At 45.4% G+C, this 19,314-nt stretch carries 10 protein-coding genes; 4 read left to right on the top strand and 6 right to left on the bottom strand.

Annotated features, from left to right (window positions below):
• Positions 1 to 22: 22 nt before the first annotated feature.
• Positions 23 to 934, bottom strand: a complete 912-nt coding sequence (miaA, locus tag QZW47_RS15800; protein WP_293128423.1) for a tRNA (adenosine(37)-N6)-dimethylallyltransferase MiaA — start codon at positions 932 to 934, stop codon at positions 23 to 25.
• A gap of 263 nt (positions 935 to 1,197) precedes the next feature.
• On the opposite strand from miaA, the gene QZW47_RS15795 reads away from it, so the two are divergent.
• From QZW47_RS15795 to QZW47_RS15785, 3 genes are all read left to right on the top strand, one after another.
• Positions 1,198 to 6,096, top strand: coding sequence for an ATP-binding protein (locus QZW47_RS15795; RefSeq protein WP_293128422.1), 4,899 nt, complete (start codon positions 1,198 to 1,200; stop codon positions 6,094 to 6,096).
• A gap of 340 nt (positions 6,097 to 6,436) precedes the next feature.
• The gene (locus QZW47_RS15790) at positions 6,437 to 7,153 is read left to right on the top strand and encodes a heme oxygenase (biliverdin-producing) (RefSeq protein WP_293128421.1); all 717 of its coding nucleotides are present in this window, start codon (positions 6,437 to 6,439) and stop codon (positions 7,151 to 7,153) included.
• Between the two features lie 567 nt (positions 7,154 to 7,720).
• Positions 7,721 to 8,584: a sterol desaturase family protein gene (locus QZW47_RS15785; protein WP_293128419.1), complete on the top strand. Its 864-nt coding sequence runs from the start codon at positions 7,721 to 7,723 to the stop codon at positions 8,582 to 8,584.
• Positions 8,585 to 8,889: 305 nt separating this feature from the next.
• On the opposite strand, the gene QZW47_RS15780 is transcribed toward QZW47_RS15785, so the two are convergent.
• Both QZW47_RS15780 and mfd read right to left on the bottom strand, forming a co-directional pair.
• Positions 8,890 to 9,555: an S-layer homology domain-containing protein gene (locus QZW47_RS15780; protein WP_293128417.1), complete on the bottom strand. Its 666-nt coding sequence runs from the start codon at positions 9,553 to 9,555 to the stop codon at positions 8,890 to 8,892.
• 120 nt (positions 9,556 to 9,675) lie between these two features.
• Entirely contained in the window at positions 9,676 to 13,233 is a 3,558-nt protein-coding gene (gene mfd / locus QZW47_RS15775; protein ID WP_293128415.1) for a transcription-repair coupling factor, read from the bottom strand.
• A gap of 614 nt (positions 13,234 to 13,847) precedes the next feature.
• On the opposite strand from mfd, the gene QZW47_RS15770 reads away from it, so the two are divergent.
• Positions 13,848 to 15,179, top strand: coding sequence for a hemolysin family protein (locus QZW47_RS15770; protein ID WP_293128413.1), 1,332 nt, complete (start codon positions 13,848 to 13,850; stop codon positions 15,177 to 15,179).
• Positions 15,180 to 15,400: 221 nt separating this feature from the next.
• On the opposite strand, the gene QZW47_RS15765 is transcribed toward QZW47_RS15770, so the two are convergent.
• Genes QZW47_RS15765 through QZW47_RS15755 form a run of 3 tightly spaced genes read right to left on the bottom strand, consistent with a single transcriptional unit; the run spans position 15,401 to position 19,313 of the window.
• The gene (locus tag QZW47_RS15765; protein ID WP_293128411.1) at positions 15,401 to 16,735 is read right to left on the bottom strand and encodes a hypothetical protein; all 1,335 of its coding nucleotides are present in this window, start codon (positions 16,733 to 16,735) and stop codon (positions 15,401 to 15,403) included.
• Positions 16,736 to 16,741: 6 nt separating this feature from the next.
• Positions 16,742 to 18,067 (bottom strand): hypothetical protein, encoded by a 1,326-nt coding sequence (locus tag QZW47_RS15760; protein WP_293128409.1) that lies wholly within the window; start codon positions 18,065 to 18,067, stop codon positions 16,742 to 16,744.
• A 19-nt stretch (positions 18,068 to 18,086) separates the two neighbouring features.
• Positions 18,087 to 19,313: an SGNH/GDSL hydrolase family protein gene (locus QZW47_RS15755; RefSeq protein ID WP_293128407.1), complete on the bottom strand. Its 1,227-nt coding sequence runs from the start codon at positions 19,311 to 19,313 to the stop codon at positions 18,087 to 18,089.
• Position 19,314 lies beyond the last annotated feature (1 nt).

Genomic DNA, 19,314 nt, shown 5'->3' with positions numbered 1-19,314 from the left:
AAAGAAAAAACTGAAGTCCTCACTACGAACCTGTGATAATAAACTCCTGCACTTTCTGCCAAACTCGTTCTAGCAAATCTGGTGCGCTAACATCAAACCATTCAATTTCAGGATATGCTCGAAACCAAGTCCGCTGTCTCTTGGCAAATTGCCGCGTGTGCAAAACAGTCAAATTCTTAGCTTCCTCAAGCGTAATGTCGCCCGCTAAATATTGTTTGATTTCCTGATAACCGAGGGTGTTCAACAGCGGTAAGTCGCAGCCGTATTTTTTACACAAATATTCTACTTCAGCCAGCCAACCTCGTTCTAGCATTTGTTCGGTGCGCTGTTGGATTCGATCGCCCAAAACATCCATCTCGCAGTCCAATCCAATCTGTAGAATAGGATAATTGGGAGGATTTTCGCCCTGTTGCTCGGAAATAGGGCGACCGGTGACATAAAATACTTCCAGTGCTCGTAAGGTTCTGATGCTATCGTTGAGGTGAATTTTCTCGGCGGCGGGGCGATCGACCTGCTGCAACATCGCATAACATTGAGATTGTCCGAGATCCGTAAGTTGCGATCGCAATTCGGGCGCTGGGCCTACCCTCGGAATTTTCAAACCCTTGACAATCGATTTGATATATAAGCCCGTCCCTCCCACCAACAACAGCCCAGGAGAAACGGCACAATCGACATCAGCAATTATTTTTTGAGCTTGCTGCTGGAACTCGGCGAGTGTTAGAGTTTCAGTCGGATCGCAGATGTCAATTAAGTGATGCGGTACAGCAGCCCGATCGCCCTTTGTCGGTTTTGCGGTTCCGATGTCAAATTCGCGGTACACTTGACGGGAGTCTGCGCTCAGGATCGAAGATTTTAGTCGATCGGCTAAAGCCACAGCCACTCCCGACTTCCCCGTCGCCGTCGCCCCGCAAATTGTAATTAATCTAAACATAAGCTGTCGCACACTAAAAAAACATATTTCATTTCCCGATCAAAACCCTCAAATGCCTTTCTCCTCTCTTCTGTGGCCTATTGACGGCGCTGCACCTAGGAAATGGGCAAACAATCTCAAAACTACTCCTCTCCCTCCCCCCGATAAATTTGCATTTAGAAAGCCCTAGCATCGCCTTTAACGGTTTTGTGCTATAATTTTATGAGTTTTCCCATTTTAGAAGCTTTTGGGGCTTTAGGCCTCATTATTGGAGCTATTTTTGTATGACCAGCAGCTACAGCGCCGACCAGATTCAAGTTCTCGAAGGTCTCGAAGCAGTCCGCAAACGACCGGGGATGTACATCGGTACCACCGGCCCGCGAGGACTCCACCATCTAGTTTACGAGGTTGTGGACAATTCCATCGATGAGGCGCTGGCTGGCCACTGCACTCACATCGAGGTTGACTTCAACGCCGACGGTTCAGTCACTGTCACGGATGATGGTCGTGGGATTCCCACCGGTATCGTTGCCAAAACTGGCAAATCGGGAGTAGAAACAGTGATGACTGTACTGCACGCCGGCGGTAAGTTTGGCGGCGGCGGTTACAAGGTTTCTGGAGGTTTGCACGGTGTAGGTATTTCCGTTGTGAACGCACTTTCGGAGTGGGTAGAGGTGACGGTTTGGCGCGACCAAAAAGAACATTTGCAGCGCTATGAAAGAGGTTTTCCAGTTAGCGAACTTGATGCAAAGCCCTGCAAGGGAAATCGCACGGGTACTTCAGTTACTTTCTTGCCAGACACTCAGATATTTAGCACTGGGATTGAGTTTGATTACGCTACAGTTGCCGGACGTTTGCGAGAGTTGGCTTATCTGAATGCGGGCGCGAAAATTACGTTTGGCGATCGGCGTTTGGAATTGCTCAAAAGCACCGAGCCCCGCGTCGAAACCTATTGTTATGAAGGTGGCATCAAGGAATATGTCAACTACATGAACCGCGAGAAGCAGCCCCTGCACGAAGAGGTGATCTACGTCCAAGGCGAACGTAACAACGTGCACGTGGAAGTGTCTTTGCAGTGGTGTGTTGATGCTTTTAGCGACAACGTTCTGGGGTTTGCGAACAACATTCGGACGATCGACGGCGGTACACACTTAGAAGGTTTGAAGGCCGTTTTGACGCGGACGATGAACTCGATCGCCCGCAAGCGCAACAAAATCAAAGAAAACGAGCCCAACCTCGCCGGCGAAAACGTCCGTGAAGGTTTAACAGCCGTAATTTCCGTCAAAGTTCCCGATCCAGAATTTGAAGGTCAAACTAAAACTAAGCTAGGCAATACCGAAGTTAGAGGAATAGTTGATTCCTTGGTAGGCGAAGTATTGACCGAATATTTGGAGTTTCGCCCCCAAGTAGCAGACGCTATTTTGGAAAAGGCAATTCAGGCATTTAAAGCCGCTGAAGCAGCCCGCCGCGCCCGCGATTTAGTACGCCGAAAATCCGTCTTAGAGTCCTCTCCTTTGCCCGGAAAATTAGCGGACTGTAGCTCCAGAGACCCCGCCCTGTCTGAGATATACCTGGTCGAAGGGGATTCAGCCGGGGGCTGTTTTTTTTCATTCCAGGAAATAATATTAGCTGACGGCACTACAAAAACTATCAAAGAGATAGTTGACGAACAAGCAGAAGGTAAAGAACACTTTTGCTACACCATTCGTGAGAGTGGAAACATCGGGTTTGAGCGGATAACCAATGCTCGCATGACTAAAGCAAATGCTGAAGTTATCAAGCTGACATTAGACAATGGAGAGACAATTACTTGTACCCCCGACCATCCATTCATGTTGCGAGATGGCACTTACAGAGCAGCAGCAAAGCTGACACCGGACGATTCATTAATGCCTCTCAACCGCCAGTTGTCTCAAAAGAAGCCTAATGGGCAGGGACTTAACGGTTACGAAATGGTTTGGAATCCCGACAGTGACAAGTGGATTTACAGTCATCTGTTAGCGGATTTCTACAACCTGAAACATGAGGTGTATCAAGCCTCGGACGGCAACCACCGCCACCATGTTGATTTCAACAAACTCAACAACAATCCGACCAATATTCAGCGGCTGCCGGCTCAGGAACACTTGGCTTTACACCGCGCCAACCTTGAGAAAACATTGCACAGGCCGGATGTCATTGAAAAGAGCCGTCAAGCTCACATGACCGATGAATTTCGGGCGATGATGAAGGAGCGGATGCAGCAGCCCCAGACGCGGCAAATTCTCTCCGAACAGGCGAAAGCTCAGTGGGAAGATGAAGAGTATAAAGCTTACATGACGAGCAAGTGGCGGGAGTTTTACGACACTAATGAAGCTTATCGCGAGCAAAATAATGAACTGCTCAACCAAGCGCAGCAAGAGTATTGGAATTCCGAAGACAACCGCTTAGCTCAGTCGGAACGGGTTCGCAATCATTTTGCTAACAATCCTGAAGCTCGCGAGGCTCATTCACAATTTGCCAAGGAGCAGTGGCAAGATCCCCAGTTGTTGGACTGGCGGCGCGAAAAGACTAAGGAACAGTGGACACCGGAGTTTCGCCGTAAACGCAAAGAGGCTTTGAACGAAACTTATTACCGCAAAACTCTGGAAGCATTGAAGACTGTTCAGATGAAAATGGGCTGGATTGATGTAGATTATTACAATTCTTATCGCCGCCTGAAGAATGATAAGTCTTTGTTGAAGTACGAGACTTTTTGCAAGCGCTACTTTAATGGTGAAGAACTATATGCTCGCCAAGCGGTTCGTAACTACAACCACCGCGTTGTGAAGATTGAAGCTGTACAGGAACTGCATGATGTTTACGACATCGAAGTGCCTAACAGCCACAACTTTGCCTTAGGTGCGGGAGTTTTTGTACACAACAGCGCAAAACAAGGGCGCGATCGCCAATTCCAAGCAATCCTGCCTTTGCGCGGTAAAATTCTCAACATCGAGAAAACCGACGACGCCAAAATCTACAAAAATAACGAAATTCAGTCCTTAATTACAGCACTAGGTTTGGGCATCAAAGGCGAAGAATTCGATCCTGGACAATTGCGGTATCACCATATCGTAATTATGAGCGTAGCAGGCGATGAACCAACCCTCGTCATGGACAACACCGGACGCACAGAATTCGTCACAATTGGTGGGTTTATTGATGACTGCGTAGAAGGCCGCCGCGCTGCTGACGAATATCAGGTGATGTCCTTCGACCAAACTACCCATGCTACTCGTTTTCGCCCTCTGAAAGCCGTGATTCGTCACGGACACGAGGAAGCGATGTATAAACTAACGACTCGCTACAATCGATCGATCAAAGTGACATCTTCACACAGCGTTTTCGTCTTTGAAAATAACGAAGTTATTCTCAAAAAAGGCAACGAAGTGAAGCCAGGAGATCTCCTAGTAGCCAGTCGGCGCTTACCCCGCCCAACAGTTGCACCCACACAGATAGACTTGTTGCAAACCTTTTATAGTGCTGAATTGACCAAAGCACTTTATCTCAAAGGTGAAGACGTGCGGCAAATTGCAAGTCAGCGTGTCTTGGCAAAAGTTTCCCAGCCCGATCAATGGAGTGAACCGCGGGTACAAGTAGAGGATGAAGCGTGGCAAAAATTAATCGCCCAACGCCAAGCAACAGGGATTTCCCAAAAGCAAGTTGCAGCTTCAGTCGGAGTGAAACAGCCCATCACCATTAGTCAATGGGAACGTGGCATCAGCCGCCCAATTTTATCTCACTTCTTGAGCTATTTGGAGGCAATTGGCAGCAGCGATCGTGTTGTATACGAAACCGTACCATCCAAAATTGACGATCGCCTCGCTCAAGATGATACAAGCAAAAACGCCCACTGGCGCGAGGTTAGCTGTTACAAACCCTTTGATTACTTCACCGCAGGCGAAATCGCACAACTCGGCGAAGATGTGCAAATTGTACCGCAAGCACACGGCGACAAAGCCTTTGCACGCTACCTACCTGTCAGTCGAGAATTGATGTGGTTTCTCGGCTGGTATGTAGCTGAGGGAACTCTCAGCCAGCATCAAGTTAGCCTTAACCTGGGCAAGAAAGATCAGCGGTTTATTCCTGAAATGATTGCGGCCATTGAGTCGGTATTTAACGAAACACCTCGTCAATACAACGACCCAGACAGTGACGGCATTAAACTCTACTTCCACAGTGTGGCAGCCGCGCGATTGATCCGGGCTTGGGGTTTAGGCAAGCAAGCACATTTGAAGCAACTGCCAGATATGCTATTCAGCTTGGGCGAAGAACTACAAATGGCTTTTCTGGAAGGCTATTTCCTCGGCGACGGTACAACGGGTGGCAGTCATTTGTCGCTGACAACTAATTCTCCCAAGCTGAAAGATGGGTTGCTTTATTTGTTAGGACAGTTGGGAATTATTGCTAGTCCAACTTGTCACCAACCATCTACTGCTGTAGATGCGAAAATTCAAACGCGACATCCTTATTATACGATCGCGATTTGCAGCAAAGATCAGCTCGAACTATGTCGCCAAATTTGGCAGCGACACGCCAATGCCGATCGCGTGGAAGCTCATCTAGCGCGCCCCGATCGCAAATCATCGGACTACGTAGCAATCAGCGATGATTTGATGGGTTTGAAAGTAATTTCAGCATCTGAGATTGACTTAGTAGGCGACTATGTTTATGACTTCTCAGTCGAAGATGATGAAAACTTTGTCTGTGGTACAGGCGGTTTGTGCGCCCACAACACCGACGCCGACGTAGATGGGGCCCACATCCGCACGCTGTTACTGACTTTCTTCTATCGCTATCAGCGCGCGCTTGTAGAACAAGGTTACATCTACATTGCTTGTCCTCCTCTGTATAAAGTGGAACGGGGACGCAATCATTACTACTGTTACAGCGATCGCGAAATGAACAATCTCGTCCGCAATGAATTTCCGGCGAATGCCAACTACACCATCCAGCGGTTCAAAGGTTTGGGCGAAATGATGCCGACACAGTTGTGGGATACCACGATGAACCCGGAAACTCGGACGCTGAAACGGGTGGAGATTGAAGACGCTGCTGAAGCCGATCGCATCTTTACCATCTTAATGGGCGATCGGGTTGCCCCCCGCCGCGAATTCATCGAAACCTACGGCCCCAAACTCAATATGCTTGACTTGGACATCTAGGTTAGTTGACAGTTGGCAGTTGTCAGTTGGCAGTTGACTGTTGACTGTTGGCAGTTGGCAGTGGACAGTTGACAGTTGACAATTGTTTGCTGGCCAAGATGAGTCATTAGTCATTAGTTAGTGGCTGATGACTAATGACTGATGACTACTGCCAACCGAACTACTGACTACCGCCAACTGCCAACTGCCCACTGACTACTGCCCACTGCCCACTGCAACCTTTGTTATAAAAATTAATACAATCTCTCATCAAATTGATTTAAGGTAAGTGCTTAGGTAAATTTGAGATTTTTGGCGCATCCATCAACTACCACAAAAATAGAAGGTTGAACAATATATTATGAGCATCAATTTAGCTACAAAATTACGTGAGGGAACCAAAAAATCCCACTCAATGGCAGAAAATGTCGGTTTTGTCAAGTGCTTTTTAAAAGGCGTTGTAGAAAAAACTTCTTATCGGAAGTTAGTGGCAAACCTCTACTTTGTCTACTCGGCAATGGAAGAGGAAATGGAACGCCAAAAGCAGCATCCGGTTGTTTCAAAAATTTACTTTTCTGAGTTGAATCGCAAACAAAGCTTAGAGCAAGATTTATTTTATTACTACGGTGCTAATTGGCGGGAACAAGTAGCTCCGTCAGCAGCAGCTAAAGCCTACGTGAAGCGGATTCACGAAATCTCGGCTACCGCACCAGAACTGCTAGTAGCTCAATCTTACACTCGCTACCTAGGCGACTTATCCGGCGGACAAATCCTCAAGGGAATTGCTCAGCGCGGCATGAATCTTACCGAGGGAGAAGGCACTGCTTTCTACGAATTCCAGGATATTCCTGATGAAAAAGAGTTCAAAGCTAACTACCGTCAAGCAATGAATGAATTGCCGATTGACGAAGCTACAGCAGAGCGGATTGTTGATGAAGCTAATGCAGCTTTTGGCATGAACATGAAGATGTTTATGGAGTTAGAAGGCAATTTGATTAAAGCTGTTGGTCAAATGCTGTTCAACACCCTGACGCGGAAGCGCGGCGCCGCCAGTACCGAATTGGCTACTGCTGATTGAGCCAACACCCATTGGCAATAATTTGAACCTCGTTTAAGAGGAAAAATTTAAATCCTGGGGGTTTGATGGCTGGTTTTACAGTCACCAAAGCTCCGGGATTTTGCATGGCGCTTGAATTGCGGCGCAATTAGCAGCAGAACCGGGTAACCAATGAAAGAAAGTAAAGTTCAAGCACAAATTAAATCTGGACATCAATTGACGTTATGAGGATGTTGGATAACTAATACCATTTTTCTTTCATATGTGCTATGGATGAATTCTTAGCCCCCCCTTAATAAGGGGGGGTTGGGGGGGTAATATCTAGCGCTACTTTATGAAATTGGTATAACAAGCAAGATGGAAGTATTAAAATATTACCACAATTGTTTCCGTTCCAATTTCTATCAAAACATCGATTTTAGTGAACTCAGTGAATAAAAACAAAGGCGTTGCTGAATTGGGAGATGAAATCCTCCGGGGCAATCCCACGCATGAAGAACCCTCACCGCCGACCGGGTAAGCACGGGGGCTTTACCCCTACAGACCCATCATACTGAAGTTCAGCAACGCCAAACAAAGAGTAAAAAGATGATGCAAAAAATTTTAAACTTCTGTTTCGAGATTGAATTTTATCTAAAGATTGCTATTAGTTGCACGATTGTTCAGCAGGTATTTTATTGGCTGTTGCACGATATCGAACCCAACTTTATAACAGAGGTGCTGTTGTACTGGATCGTTGGTTCTATCTCATTTTATTGTATTGGCATTATCATTGAGAAAGGAATCAAAAGTAACGATATTTTGATGGAGAAACTGACTGCAAGAGTTAAGAAAGTAAAAAAGCAACAATTTCCTTCATTTACCGTAAAAGGTATAATTACAGGAGAAATCAAAGCTTTTATAGCAGCATTAATAATTATTTATTTAGCTCCCGAGGTTCATAGAGGAAATAGCTTACTCCTAAATTTGGGATGGTTTTTGATAAGAATAGTTGCTGCTGATTTCTGTTTTTACATTTCCCATTGGCTATTGCATAGAAAATCTTTGCAGAAAATCCATCTTAAACATCATGAATTTCGCGATTCTTCAAGTTTTGTGGCTGGACATAAAAGCCTTATTGAATATATTATTGTTACCATCACAGACCTTTTGCCTATCTTTATATTTGGATACGACATCACTCAACTCTGTGCCTGGACTGTTATAGGCAATGCTTACAATTTAGAAGGTCATAGTTCTTTGTCAATATTTTTCATCTCCTCAGATTTTCACGATCTTCATCATACTAATTTTCAGGAAAACTATGGAATTCACGGATTTTGGGACAGGGTATTCAACACATTAAATACTCCTACCAAGAAGCCGGGAATTCTGTTCCCAGTGAGTTGGCTAGAGAATAAAATCATTAAGTCGTCTATTAGTTTGGAGAGAGTGACGGATTCTATAGAGTAATACTATCAACCCTGAAGAAAAATCTCAAGGTTTCAAATAACAGGGGAAGCATATCCACTCTATAGCTGCACTCGTTCGTTCATTAGGTGGTGCTGGTATCAGTTTAGGTTGGCTGTTCAAGAATATTCTTGATGACTGGTTCGGTCGATATGAGTTAATACTCATTGGTAATAATTTGAGCCTTGTTTAAGAGGAGAATTTTAAATTCAGGGGGTTTGATAGTTGCTTGAAAAGTCACCAAAGTGACCGGAATTTGCATGGCTTTTGAATTGCGGGCGCTCGATTTCTTCTAGAAGAATTACCAATTATCTTCCCATACCCCGATTCGGTGGCTCCTCACCCGGAACAGGCAAAGAAGTTGGCCTTACTTGCCTCTCCAAATACTTGCTCAAAGCGTAAGCGATATCCCCGCGAGTCATCGGCTTCAAAGGATTAATTTTATTAGTTCCAATATCAACATTTACAAACCCTTCATACAGTGCAGTAGCCATAGATTTTCTAGCCCAACTCGGGATTTCGCCTGCATCTGGATACCTAGCTAAAATCTCGGCAACGGTGGCCTCGGGAAACTGAAAAACACCGTAAGCTTGAGCAAAAATCGCCAAAGCCTCAGCACGAGTCACCCTTTGATTTGGGAAAAACATTCCGTCGCGATATCCACTCATAGTTCCAGTTTTCAAAGCAGTTTGAATTGCACTATAAGCCCAGTAGCTTTTAGGTACGTCCGGCAATTCCATATCCGGTTTTTGAGCTGTTTTCCGGCGTTCTAAACCAAAAGTTTTCACTAAAATTACCGCTAAATCGGCGCGACTGATAATGCCCTCAGCATTAAAATTGCCGCTAGAATCCTTATTCATCAATCCTGCATTCACAACCCGGTCGATCGGGTCAATTGTTTGTTGAACTTGAACCACCGTTGGCACTCCTTGTGCTAGCGCGATCGCAAAAAAAACACAGACTAACTTTTTCACGATTTTAATCCTTTGTGCTGCTCAAACAATTATCAAAGCAGCAGCAATATTTTCTCCGGTTCCATCGGTATGATTCTGTAATTTCGACCGCAGGCGAAATAGCGGGATTTTAGATGAAAATCAAACCTGGACTTCCGGCAAAGCACCCTGCATTTTGCCCAACCAATCAATCAAATTATCCAACTGCTTTTCGGCGCTCAAAACCGCCATTCCGCGAATAGTAACCTTCCCCTTGCTGTAGACAAAACGAGAATGTAAATGTTCGGGCAAATTAGCCTTAAGCAAATTCCAAGCAGGCTCCTCCATCGGCGTTTCCAAAACAATGTGTTGCTTATTTTCCGGTTTGATCCGAGAAAAACCGATTTGCTTGGCGATTTGTTTGAGTTCCACAACACGAATCAGTTGCTGGGCTGGCAGAGGAATCGGCCCGTAACGATCGCACCAATCGGCCCGAATCTGTTGCAACTCTTCTGGAGTATTCGCAGAAGCCACAGACCGGTAAGCGCTCATCTTTTGATCCAGGTCTCCAATATAATCGGCAGGAATAAACGCCGTCAAACTGAGGTCGATTTGTGCATCCTCAACCTTCGGAATTTCCTGACCCTTAATTTCGCGAATAGCCTCCTCTAACATTTCAGCATACAAATCAAAACCGATCGCCTCCATTTGACCAGACTGTTCAGTCCCCAACACATCACCAGATCCCCGAATTTCCATATCCCGGACAGCCAACTGATAGCCAGAACCCAACTGCGCGAACTCTTGAATTGCCCGCAGCCGCTGCCTTGCAGCATCCGAAAGCTTGTTCTGCTTCGGATAAAACAGCCAAGCATGGGCTTGAATTCCCGCGCGTCCCACCCGTCCCCGCAACTGGTAAAGCTGACCCAAACCAAACTTCTGCGCGTCCTCAATCAAAATTGTATTGACGCGCGGAATATCCAAACCAGACTCAATAATCGTAGTGCACACCAAAATATCAAACTCAGCCGCACTGAAAGTCAGCATGATTGATTCTAATTCCGCAGCATCCATTTGACCGTGGGCGATCGCAATTCTCGCCCCCGGAACCATTAGCTGTAAAGTATCCGCCAACTCATCAATCCCCTCAATCCGGGGCACAACATAAAAAATCTGACCGCCCCTGTCCAACTCTTGACGAATTGCAGTCCGCACCACTTCCAAATCGTAGGGGGACAAATGAGTCTGAATCGGGCGGCGACTGGGCGGCGGAGTTGCAATCAAACTCATCTCGCGAATCCCCGACAGCGACATATACAAAGTCCGGGGAATCGGAGTCGCGGTAAGAGTGAGTACATCTACCTCGGTTTTGAGAGATTTAATCGCTTCCTTTTGCTTCACTCCAAACCGCTGTTCTTCATCCACCACCAACAAACCCAAATCCCGAAATTTAATCGCTTTACTCAAAACCGACTGAGTACCGACAATTACGTCTAACTCCCCAGTTGCTAAGCGCTTGTGAATTTCCCGGCGTTCAGTTTCCGTGCGAAAGCGATTGAGCAAACCAACTTCGATCGGATAAGGCGAAAAACGCTCCTTCAGCGTGTGATAGTGCTGTTGGGTCAAAATTGTCGTCGGCGCGAGCATTGCCACCTGCTTGCCCGCTGTAATCGCCTTAAAAATAGCTCTCAGAGCAACTTCGGTCTTGCCAAAACCGACATCGCCGCAGACTAAGCGATCCATGGGTCGATCGCCCTCCATGTCACGTTTCACATCAAGAGTAGCCTTCAACTGATCCGGCGTTGGTTGGTACGGGAAAGAATCCTCTAACTCTTGCTGCCAAGGCATATCAGGAGGAAAAGCATAACCTTGTTGCTTAGCTCTTTTCGCGTAAAGATTTAGCAAATCTACCGCTACTTTCTTAACAGCTTTGCGAACTTTTGCTTTAGTTTTTTCCCAAGTTTGACCAGTCAGCTTGTTTAGTTCCGGCACTTTATCGCCGACAGTCCGAAATCTCGACAGCGCACCCAATTGATCTGCCGCCACTCTGAGAGTACCGTCAGCGTATTGCAGCACCAAATATTCGCGAGTTTCCCGATCGATCGTCAAGCGTTCCAATTTGAGAAATTTGCCCACTCCGTGCTGGCGGTGTACCACAAAATCCCCCGGACTCAGCTTGTTCGGGTCAACCTTTTTAGAAGCGGCGCGGCGGCGCTTGCGGACGTAGCTAAAGGTAGCGAGAGAATGTTGGCCGTAGAATTCGCGATCGGTAATTAAGACAATCCGAAAAGTTGGCAGAATAAACCCTTCCAATTCTGCCAGCCCGCTGTACTTCAAAGCTACCGGAATGTGCTGCAACTGCAATTTGTCGATCGCCAAAAAATCCCGAGGATTCACCACAAACTGAGCCGGACAGTCGTGTTCCGATAACAGAGAAACCGATCGACTCGGTTGAGCCGAAACCATAAACACGGTAAAACCGCGATCGCGCTCTTCCCGGAGCATTTGAGACAGTTTCGCGAATTGGTGAGGCATCACAGGCACTGGCCTGCTGGACAAATTAATCGCCGGCGATAGCTGCTCATCCCGAGAGCTTTTAATTTTTTGAATTGTAGAATCTTCTGCCAATTCAGAAAGTTCTAGCCTGTCAAAAACTGCAACATCTGCGAGCGATTCCGCAAAAGTGCGGTGAATTTTCGGAACCTGTAAATTAGCAATTGGCAATTTTTCCGTTTCCCCATCGGTAACTTCTGATTGTCGATTGCAACTTTCCCACTGTTCCTGTGCATTCTCAAACCAGCGGTCGCTGTGACCTTCGCAGCCTTGCGGTTCGTCAACTACAACCAACGTATTTTTGGGCAAATAATCCAACAAACAAGCTGGTTTCTCGAAGGCTAAACCTAACAGCCTGCGGACATATTTTTCTGCTTCATTTTCTGTATCAATAGAGTCAATTTCGTTGGCTATATCAAGATTATTTTCAGCTAATACCGCCTTGATAATTGGGTTAAAGCTAGTCGGAGTTAAAACTAATCGATCGACCTTATCGAGCGATCGCTGGTTGGAAGGATCGAACTCGCGCAGTTGATCCAAAGTATCCCCGAACCATTCCAGCCGCACCGGTAACTCCGCCGCCACCGGAAACACATCGACAATATCCCCCCGGCGGCTCCACTGGCCCTCGGTTTCCACCAAAGTCACCCGATCGTACCCCATCGAGACAAGTTGGCGGTCAAGTATTTTCGAGTCTTGAACTTCGCCTCGCTTCAGCGTCAGACAGTAGGGTTCAAAAGCACTTCTAGGCGGTAAGTGAGGCTGGAGGGCTCTTTCTGTGGCTACAATCGCGATCGGCTTAGACGTAGTGGCGCTTGTTTCTTCCTTGTCCACCAAATCCGCCAGCACCTGCATTTGCCCCCAAGTCATTTCGTTCTCGTCGGAGTAAGATAGCTCGTAGGGCGAAGCTTCCGAAGTTGGGTAAAAATGTACGGTTTGCCAGCCCATCGCTTCTAATTGAGCTACCCAGCGGCCTGCTTCTTCCAAAGTTGCTGTCACGGCTAATAGGTTTCGCCCCTCTTGTTGTGCGAGGGCGGAAGCTACTAAACCTTTAGGTAAGCGAGCGATGCCGTTAAGTTGCAGACAGTGATGCCGTTTGAGCTTGTTGAGCAGTTCTGTTGCTAGGGGCGATCGCCCCAATGTCCGAATTATTGAAGAGAAAGTCATGCGCTGTTAGTTTTTATCCCCGATGGGCGAAGGCTCTTCCCCGCTCGCTAGTAAGTCCGATTGTACGACAAACATCTATGATTGTGGCGATCGACTGTTGGCAGTTCAACTGTACTGCGGGTAGATTTCTACTAGAAGCCTTCTTTCAGTTGACAGTGGACAGTTGACAGTTGACAGTGGACAGTTGACAGTTGACGGTTGACAGTTGACAGTTGACGGGCGACCTCTACCTGAAAGCAAGAGGATTCGAGTAATGAATAGTCTGATTTGAATTTCTAGCCTTCAAGGGTTCCGGCTTTCAACCAATTCTTTCTGGTAAATATCTCGAACTTGCGATCGAAACGAGCCTGTTCCGTTAATCTAGGGACAGGTTGACAACAATTTCGATTTTTGCGATCGAGATTAGTAGATACCCCAGATTATGGATTGGGACTTACGCAAAGAAACCGGGTTTCTCTGCAAAATCGTCGCTTTGAAACAGGATATCTACGAAGAAACCCGGTTTCTGGCCTCGACGTGCGTCCAGGAGTGTGGATGCAATTCAATCTAAAATCTAAAATCTAAAATCGACCAACCAGGCAACGGCTTCGCCTTTACCACCGATAAATTGAGAAATGTCCCCAAGTACCGACCTTCTGATTGTTTTCCTGCTGGTTTTCCTCAATGGCGTGTTTGTGATGTCAGAGATGGCCATCATCTCAGTACGGAAAGTGAGACTGCAACAGATGGCTAACCAGGGTTCGAGGAATGCCCGCGTAGCTTTGGAGCTGGCTAATGCCCCCAATCAGTTCTTGCCGACAGTTCAAATCGGAATTACGCTGCTAGCTATCCTGTCGGGGGCTTTCGGAGAAACGACCATTTCTAAAAGAGTAGAGCCTCTTTTGCGGTTGATTCCGGCCTTGGCCCCCTACTCTCAGGCGATCGCCTCAGTCATCGCAATTTTAACCATAACTTATCTCACCATAATTATCGGCGAACTCGTGCCGAAGCGGCTGGCACTCAACAACCCCGAGCCGATCGCCTCTAGTGTGGCTATTCCCATGCGAATGCTCTCAAAAATTGGTGCTCCTGCCGTTTATGTGTTAAGTTATTCCACGGAATTAATCTTGCGGATTATGGGGATTGTCCCTTCAACGGAGCCGCAAGTTACAGAGGAAGAAATTAAAGTTTTAATCGAGCAAGGAACCGAAGCCGGAACCTTTGAAGAAGCCGAACAGGACATGGTAGAAAGAGTGTTCCGTTTAGGCGATCGGCGAGTCAGCGCTCTCATGACACCGCGACCCGATCTGACTTGGCTCGACCTCGACGATTCAGTAGAAGAAAACCGCCAAAAGATGCTCGGTAGCGGTCATTCCCGGTTCCCAGTTTGTCAGGGCGGACTCGATAACGTTGTCGGTTTAGTACACGTTACCGATATGTTATCTCGCACTTTAACAGGTCAAACCCTCGATTTAAGTGCTTCTTTGCGGAGGCCTTTATTTGTGCCGGAGAGCACCCGCGGTTTAAAAGTCTTAGAGCTTTTCAAGCAATCTAGCAATCAAATTGCCTTGGTGGTAGACGAATACGGCGTCATTCAAGGATTGGTGACAGTCAATGACATTTTAGTCGAATTAGTTGGCGAATTTCCCTCGATTGAAGATGCCGACGAACCGCAAGCCGTGCAGCGTGAAGACGGTTCTTGGCTGTTAGACGGAATGCTGCCTGTCGAAGATTTTGTTGAACTGTTTGGTATCGAAGAAATTTCGTCAGAAAATAGGGGAAGTTACCACACAATGGGCGGTTTTGTGATTACAAATTTGGGCAAAATTCCGGCTGCTGCCGAGCATTTTGAGTGGAACGGCTTGCGCGTCGAAGTCGTGGATATGGACGGCAACCGAGTTGATAAGATATTGGTAATGCCGATCGACTCAGCGGGCGATCGAGCTAAAACCGAACCAAAAACCTAAAAGTCCATAAGATCAGACGGCGGTTGAAACCGCGTCTACACAAAGATCAGACGGCGGTTGAAACCGCGTCTACACAAAGGAAGTCCGCCTCCGCGGACTGAAGAAAAAAACGTAATTTTCACGGCTCTGTCTTCAACCCGCGGAGGTGGTCGCTGAGCTTGTCGAAGTGCGGGTTTTGTCTGTATCGACGCGGTTTCAACCGCCCGGTCTTCTATATCTCATTATTTCTTTTTACTCCTAGCCCGATCCTTCCGCATAGATTCCAGAATAGAACTGGCGACATAATCGCTAAAAATTTCCTGTCCAGCTTGATTGTAATGACAGCAGCTATCTACATAAACAACATCTTTAGTCTTGTCAAACACCTTAACCCCATTCAAAATATTGATATTATTTTTTTCTAAATTAGGAAACTTCTTTAAAAGAGCCGGATAGCCAATTTCAACAGCCTTAGCATAAGGAGTCTCCTGATTAAAAGCAATCCGCTTCTCAGCATCGCTAAACACCCTTTTCGTCTGATAATATTGATTGGGCTGGAGAACTTGAAAATAAGGAACGTTGCTAGCCGACAGCACTTTGTGCATAAAAATCGAACTTTTCGCCCAATTCCACGCCATCTGTTCAAAAGCTGCTTTATCGTCTAAAACCAAATTAGTTTTATTAAAATAAATTACGCTGCCCTCATCATCTTGTTCGTTTTTGATGCGTTCTCTCTCAAACCGAATCACATCTTTGCGATAATTGTTAACTAAATTTTGAACGTAAATAGAAGTCAAAGCATCGCACGCAGCTAAAGAGCAGTGCTGCAAACTTGTCAAACCATCATTAATCCTATTTTTATTGTCTTTGATTTTGAGAGTTAATTGCATCGCCTTGACAGAAAGGCTATTATTAGCGAGGCTAGTCAGCGGCATCAGGTGCTGGACGCTCGGCATCGCTAAATCAAGTTTATTTTTATTATTTAAACTAGAAAGTGCTACTTCATTAAATCCATCTATGTTGACCACAAAATCCAGTTCTTGACCTAAAGCTAAAAAATAGTTTAAAATCAATAATTGTTGGGGTTGTTTGTAGCCTCCGGTAGCAAAAGATAAAATTACAAATTCTTTATCCTTTAAACCTGGAAGCTGCTTGAGGTAGCGAGGTAAAACTTTATTTTGAACTTCAAATATGCCATAATTAGCAGCAACTGAACCGCCAAAAACTCCGATAATAAATTGATTGGGCTTGGTTTTTTTGAACGGATAATCGTAGGGAGACATAAACCCGTAATTGTTAACTTTAAAACCGGGGCGAAAATCGGGGCCTGGTTTTTCAATAAATCCAAAAAAAGGATGCAGTCTGTTGACAATAGACTGATTCAGCCGCACTCCTTCTAAATTAATTCCTAAAGCCGACTTATCTTGTGCCTTGGATCTAGTATAGAAAAATTGCTTGTGCTTGACAAAATACCATCCCAAGGAACCGAGTTCTAGGAAAATCAGTAAAAACGCCAAGTTAATTAAAGCAATTTTGATAATTTCTGAGGTTTTGCTACTCAATTTAAAATCTTTCATAAATATTTATTTAGACTTGCTGACTGCTTTAATGATGGAACTCGAAACATAATTTGCCAAGACTTCCTCTCCCACTGAATTATAGTGACAGCAGGCATCTTTGTAAACCGTCTCTTTTGTATTGTCCAAAATATTCACGGCGCTAAAAATATTAACCCGAGCTTTTTGCAAGTCATCGACTTTGGAGAGCAGCACTGGATAACCTTTTGTCACTCCTTCAATGTAAGGACTCTCTTTGCTGATGGCAATTTCCTTTTCCTTGGCGGTAAATGCTCGCTGAGTGGGATAATACTGGTTGGGCTGGATAAAGTGAAAATATTTAATGTTTCTACTCGATAAAATTTGATTCATGCCGATCGACGATTGATACCACAGATCCGCCATTTTCTCAAAAGCGGCAGCATCGGGGAAAACAGAGTCAGCTTTGGGAATGTATACTATACTGCTTTTTGCGGGATCTGAGTTGGCTTGTTTGACTTGGGCATCGTACTTGACGAGTGCTTGCTGGTAATTGTTGACTAATTGTTTCACGTGTAGCGAGGTAACGGCGTGACACAAAGCAAGTTGACAAGTTTGCAATTTGTCAATACCTGCTTTCAACTGTTGTTTGTTGTCGTTAATTTGGACTATCGCACTCATCGCTTCCGGTGATAAATTGTTGTTGGCTAAACTCGTCAGCCCCTGTATGTGCTGAACGCTGGGCATTGCTATTTCTAGCTGGGCTTTGTTGTTTAAATTTGACAGTGCTACTTCGTTAAAACCGTCAATATTGATGACTAAATCTAATTCTTGACCCAAGGCTAAAAAGTAATTTAAAATCAATAATTGTTGGGGCTGTTTGTAGCCGCCGTTGCCGAAATTTAAAATCACGATTTCGCGATCGGCAAACTCAGGATTCTTCTGCAATTTTTTCGACAATCTTTGATTTATATATTCGCCTACAGCAAAGTTGTTAGCAACTGAACCGCCAAAAATTCCGATAATAAATTGTTTTTTATTTGTTTTAACAAACGGATACTCATACAGCGAAAAAAAGCCGTGTTTGTTGACTTTTAACTTTAATCTTTCATTGGTAAAAGCACCTTGTTTGAGGACGTAGCCAAAAAACGGGTGCAGTCTTTCTACGATGGATTCATCTAGCCTAATGCCGAGGCGTTCGATATCTTCTGCTACTTTTTCTTTACCTTTAGTTCTGGTATAAAAAAACTGCTTTTGGTTGATAAAATAAAAAGCTAACGATAAAGCTTCCAAGCAAATAAAGGCGACTGCCAAATTAATCGCGATTAAGGTTAATATATTTTTACCTTTTTGGAGCTGCGTTGAATCTTTCATGAAATTTGATTGATTACGGTTATTTTTTGGGGACTTGAGACTGTTGCAAAGTTTCGCACAAATTTCGGTTGATCAGGATACTTCCCAGCCGGTGTCCGAGTTCGTTCCAGTGACCCCCACAGGGTACAGAATTATCAAAACCGTGGGCGCAAACTTGAAATTTTTCGGTATAACCTTGGAACTGTTCAGTTAAATTCAGTACCCGAAAACCCTGGCGCGCGCCCAATTTTTCCAGCCGCCTGTCGGGATAAAATAAATCCTGAATTTTGTGTTCCTGCATAAATTTTTTCCGCTTTACCGGATCGCGATCGACTTGGATCGGATCGCCAATTGTCACTAGCAAGAAATCAGCGTTTTTCTGCGCTACTTCATTGTGCAACTTCACAATCAAGCCCTCTGTCACTCTCCACGCATCTTTCCAAGCTGCATCCTCAGGTGGATTGAAGTTTTTGCTACTCAAAGCGGTAAAGTCCTCAGATAATTGTCGCTTTTTCCGCTCTAAATCTACCTTTTTAATCACCTGCAAGATGCGCGAATTGTTGACAAGAAAACTCGGCATCCTGTCTACAAAAGAAACTGCTTTTTGGTTGCGATCGATCGGTGGCAGGTTGCGAAAAGACATATCGGCTACCAACTTGCCGTTAGTATTATATCTAAAAAATGGTCGGTAGAGGTCGTATTCTAATTTCGGCGAATTGTTAATTACATCATTGCCAATAAAAAAGGCAAGAACTACAATATCAGGATTGTAATCCCATACTTTTTGGCGCAGCATTACCAATTCTTGAGCAGTACCGTAACCTTGGACGCCGAAATTGATGACTTCAACTTTTTTTTTGCCCTTGACAGCATTGCAATTGTCTAGTTTTCGTTCCAATTTCGACCAGAAAGTTTGTTCGACAGGTACGTGAATGGCTTCAGTGAAAGAATCGCCCAAAACCGCGACGCGCAAGGTATTCGGAGGTTTTGCTTTTGCGTGTTCGCGATCGCGCAAACCCTCGCTATTCACCTGCACAAAACTCGCACCTTCGCCCTTCCACTCGCCCGACACACCGGGTTTGAGCTTCCAACCCAAATCCGGATCGCCAGTATGGAAACGAGTTGGTGCAGAATCTGCGACATCTGCTATTTTGGCGTAGCCATCAACTTTCGCAACTCGCAATCCAATTTCACCAATTACCACCCCCATCAATAAACCGCCGAGTGTCAAACCTAAATTGACACCCAAAGTTTTCAACTTGCTCATT

The organism is Microcoleus sp. bin38.metabat.b11b12b14.051 (genome assembly GCF_013299165.1).
In the GTDB taxonomy this organism is placed as follows: Bacteria; Cyanobacteriota; Cyanobacteriia; order Cyanobacteriales; family Microcoleaceae; genus Microcoleus.
The sequence above is the reverse complement of the archived record's forward strand: the minus strand, read 5'-3'. Positions and strand labels throughout refer to the sequence as shown.

Excerpts from the sequence above, each read along its gene's own strand:
- mfd (WP_293128415.1), bottom strand. The coding sequence starts at position 13,233 with ATGACTTTCTCTTCAATAATTCGGACATTGGGGCGATCGCCCCTAGCA.
- QZW47_RS15795 (WP_293128422.1), top strand. The coding sequence starts at position 1,198 with ATGACCAGCAGCTACAGCGCCGACCAGATTCAAGTTCTCGAAGGTCTC.
- QZW47_RS15765 (WP_293128411.1), bottom strand. The coding sequence starts at position 16,735 with ATGAAAGATTTTAAATTGAGTAGCAAAACCTCAGAAATTATCAAAATT.
- QZW47_RS15770 (WP_293128413.1), top strand. The coding sequence starts at position 13,848 with ATGTCCCCAAGTACCGACCTTCTGATTGTTTTCCTGCTGGTTTTCCTC.
- miaA (WP_293128423.1), bottom strand. The coding sequence starts at position 934 with ATGTTTAGATTAATTACAATTTGCGGGGCGACGGCGACGGGGAAGTCG.
- QZW47_RS15785 (WP_293128419.1), top strand. The coding sequence starts at position 7,721 with ATGATGCAAAAAATTTTAAACTTCTGTTTCGAGATTGAATTTTATCTA.
- QZW47_RS15790 (WP_293128421.1), top strand. The coding sequence starts at position 6,437 with ATGAGCATCAATTTAGCTACAAAATTACGTGAGGGAACCAAAAAATCC.
- QZW47_RS15760 (WP_293128409.1), bottom strand. The coding sequence starts at position 18,067 with ATGAAAGATTCAACGCAGCTCCAAAAAGGTAAAAATATATTAACCTTA.
- QZW47_RS15755 (WP_293128407.1), bottom strand. The coding sequence starts at position 19,313 with ATGAGCAAGTTGAAAACTTTGGGTGTCAATTTAGGTTTGACACTCGGC.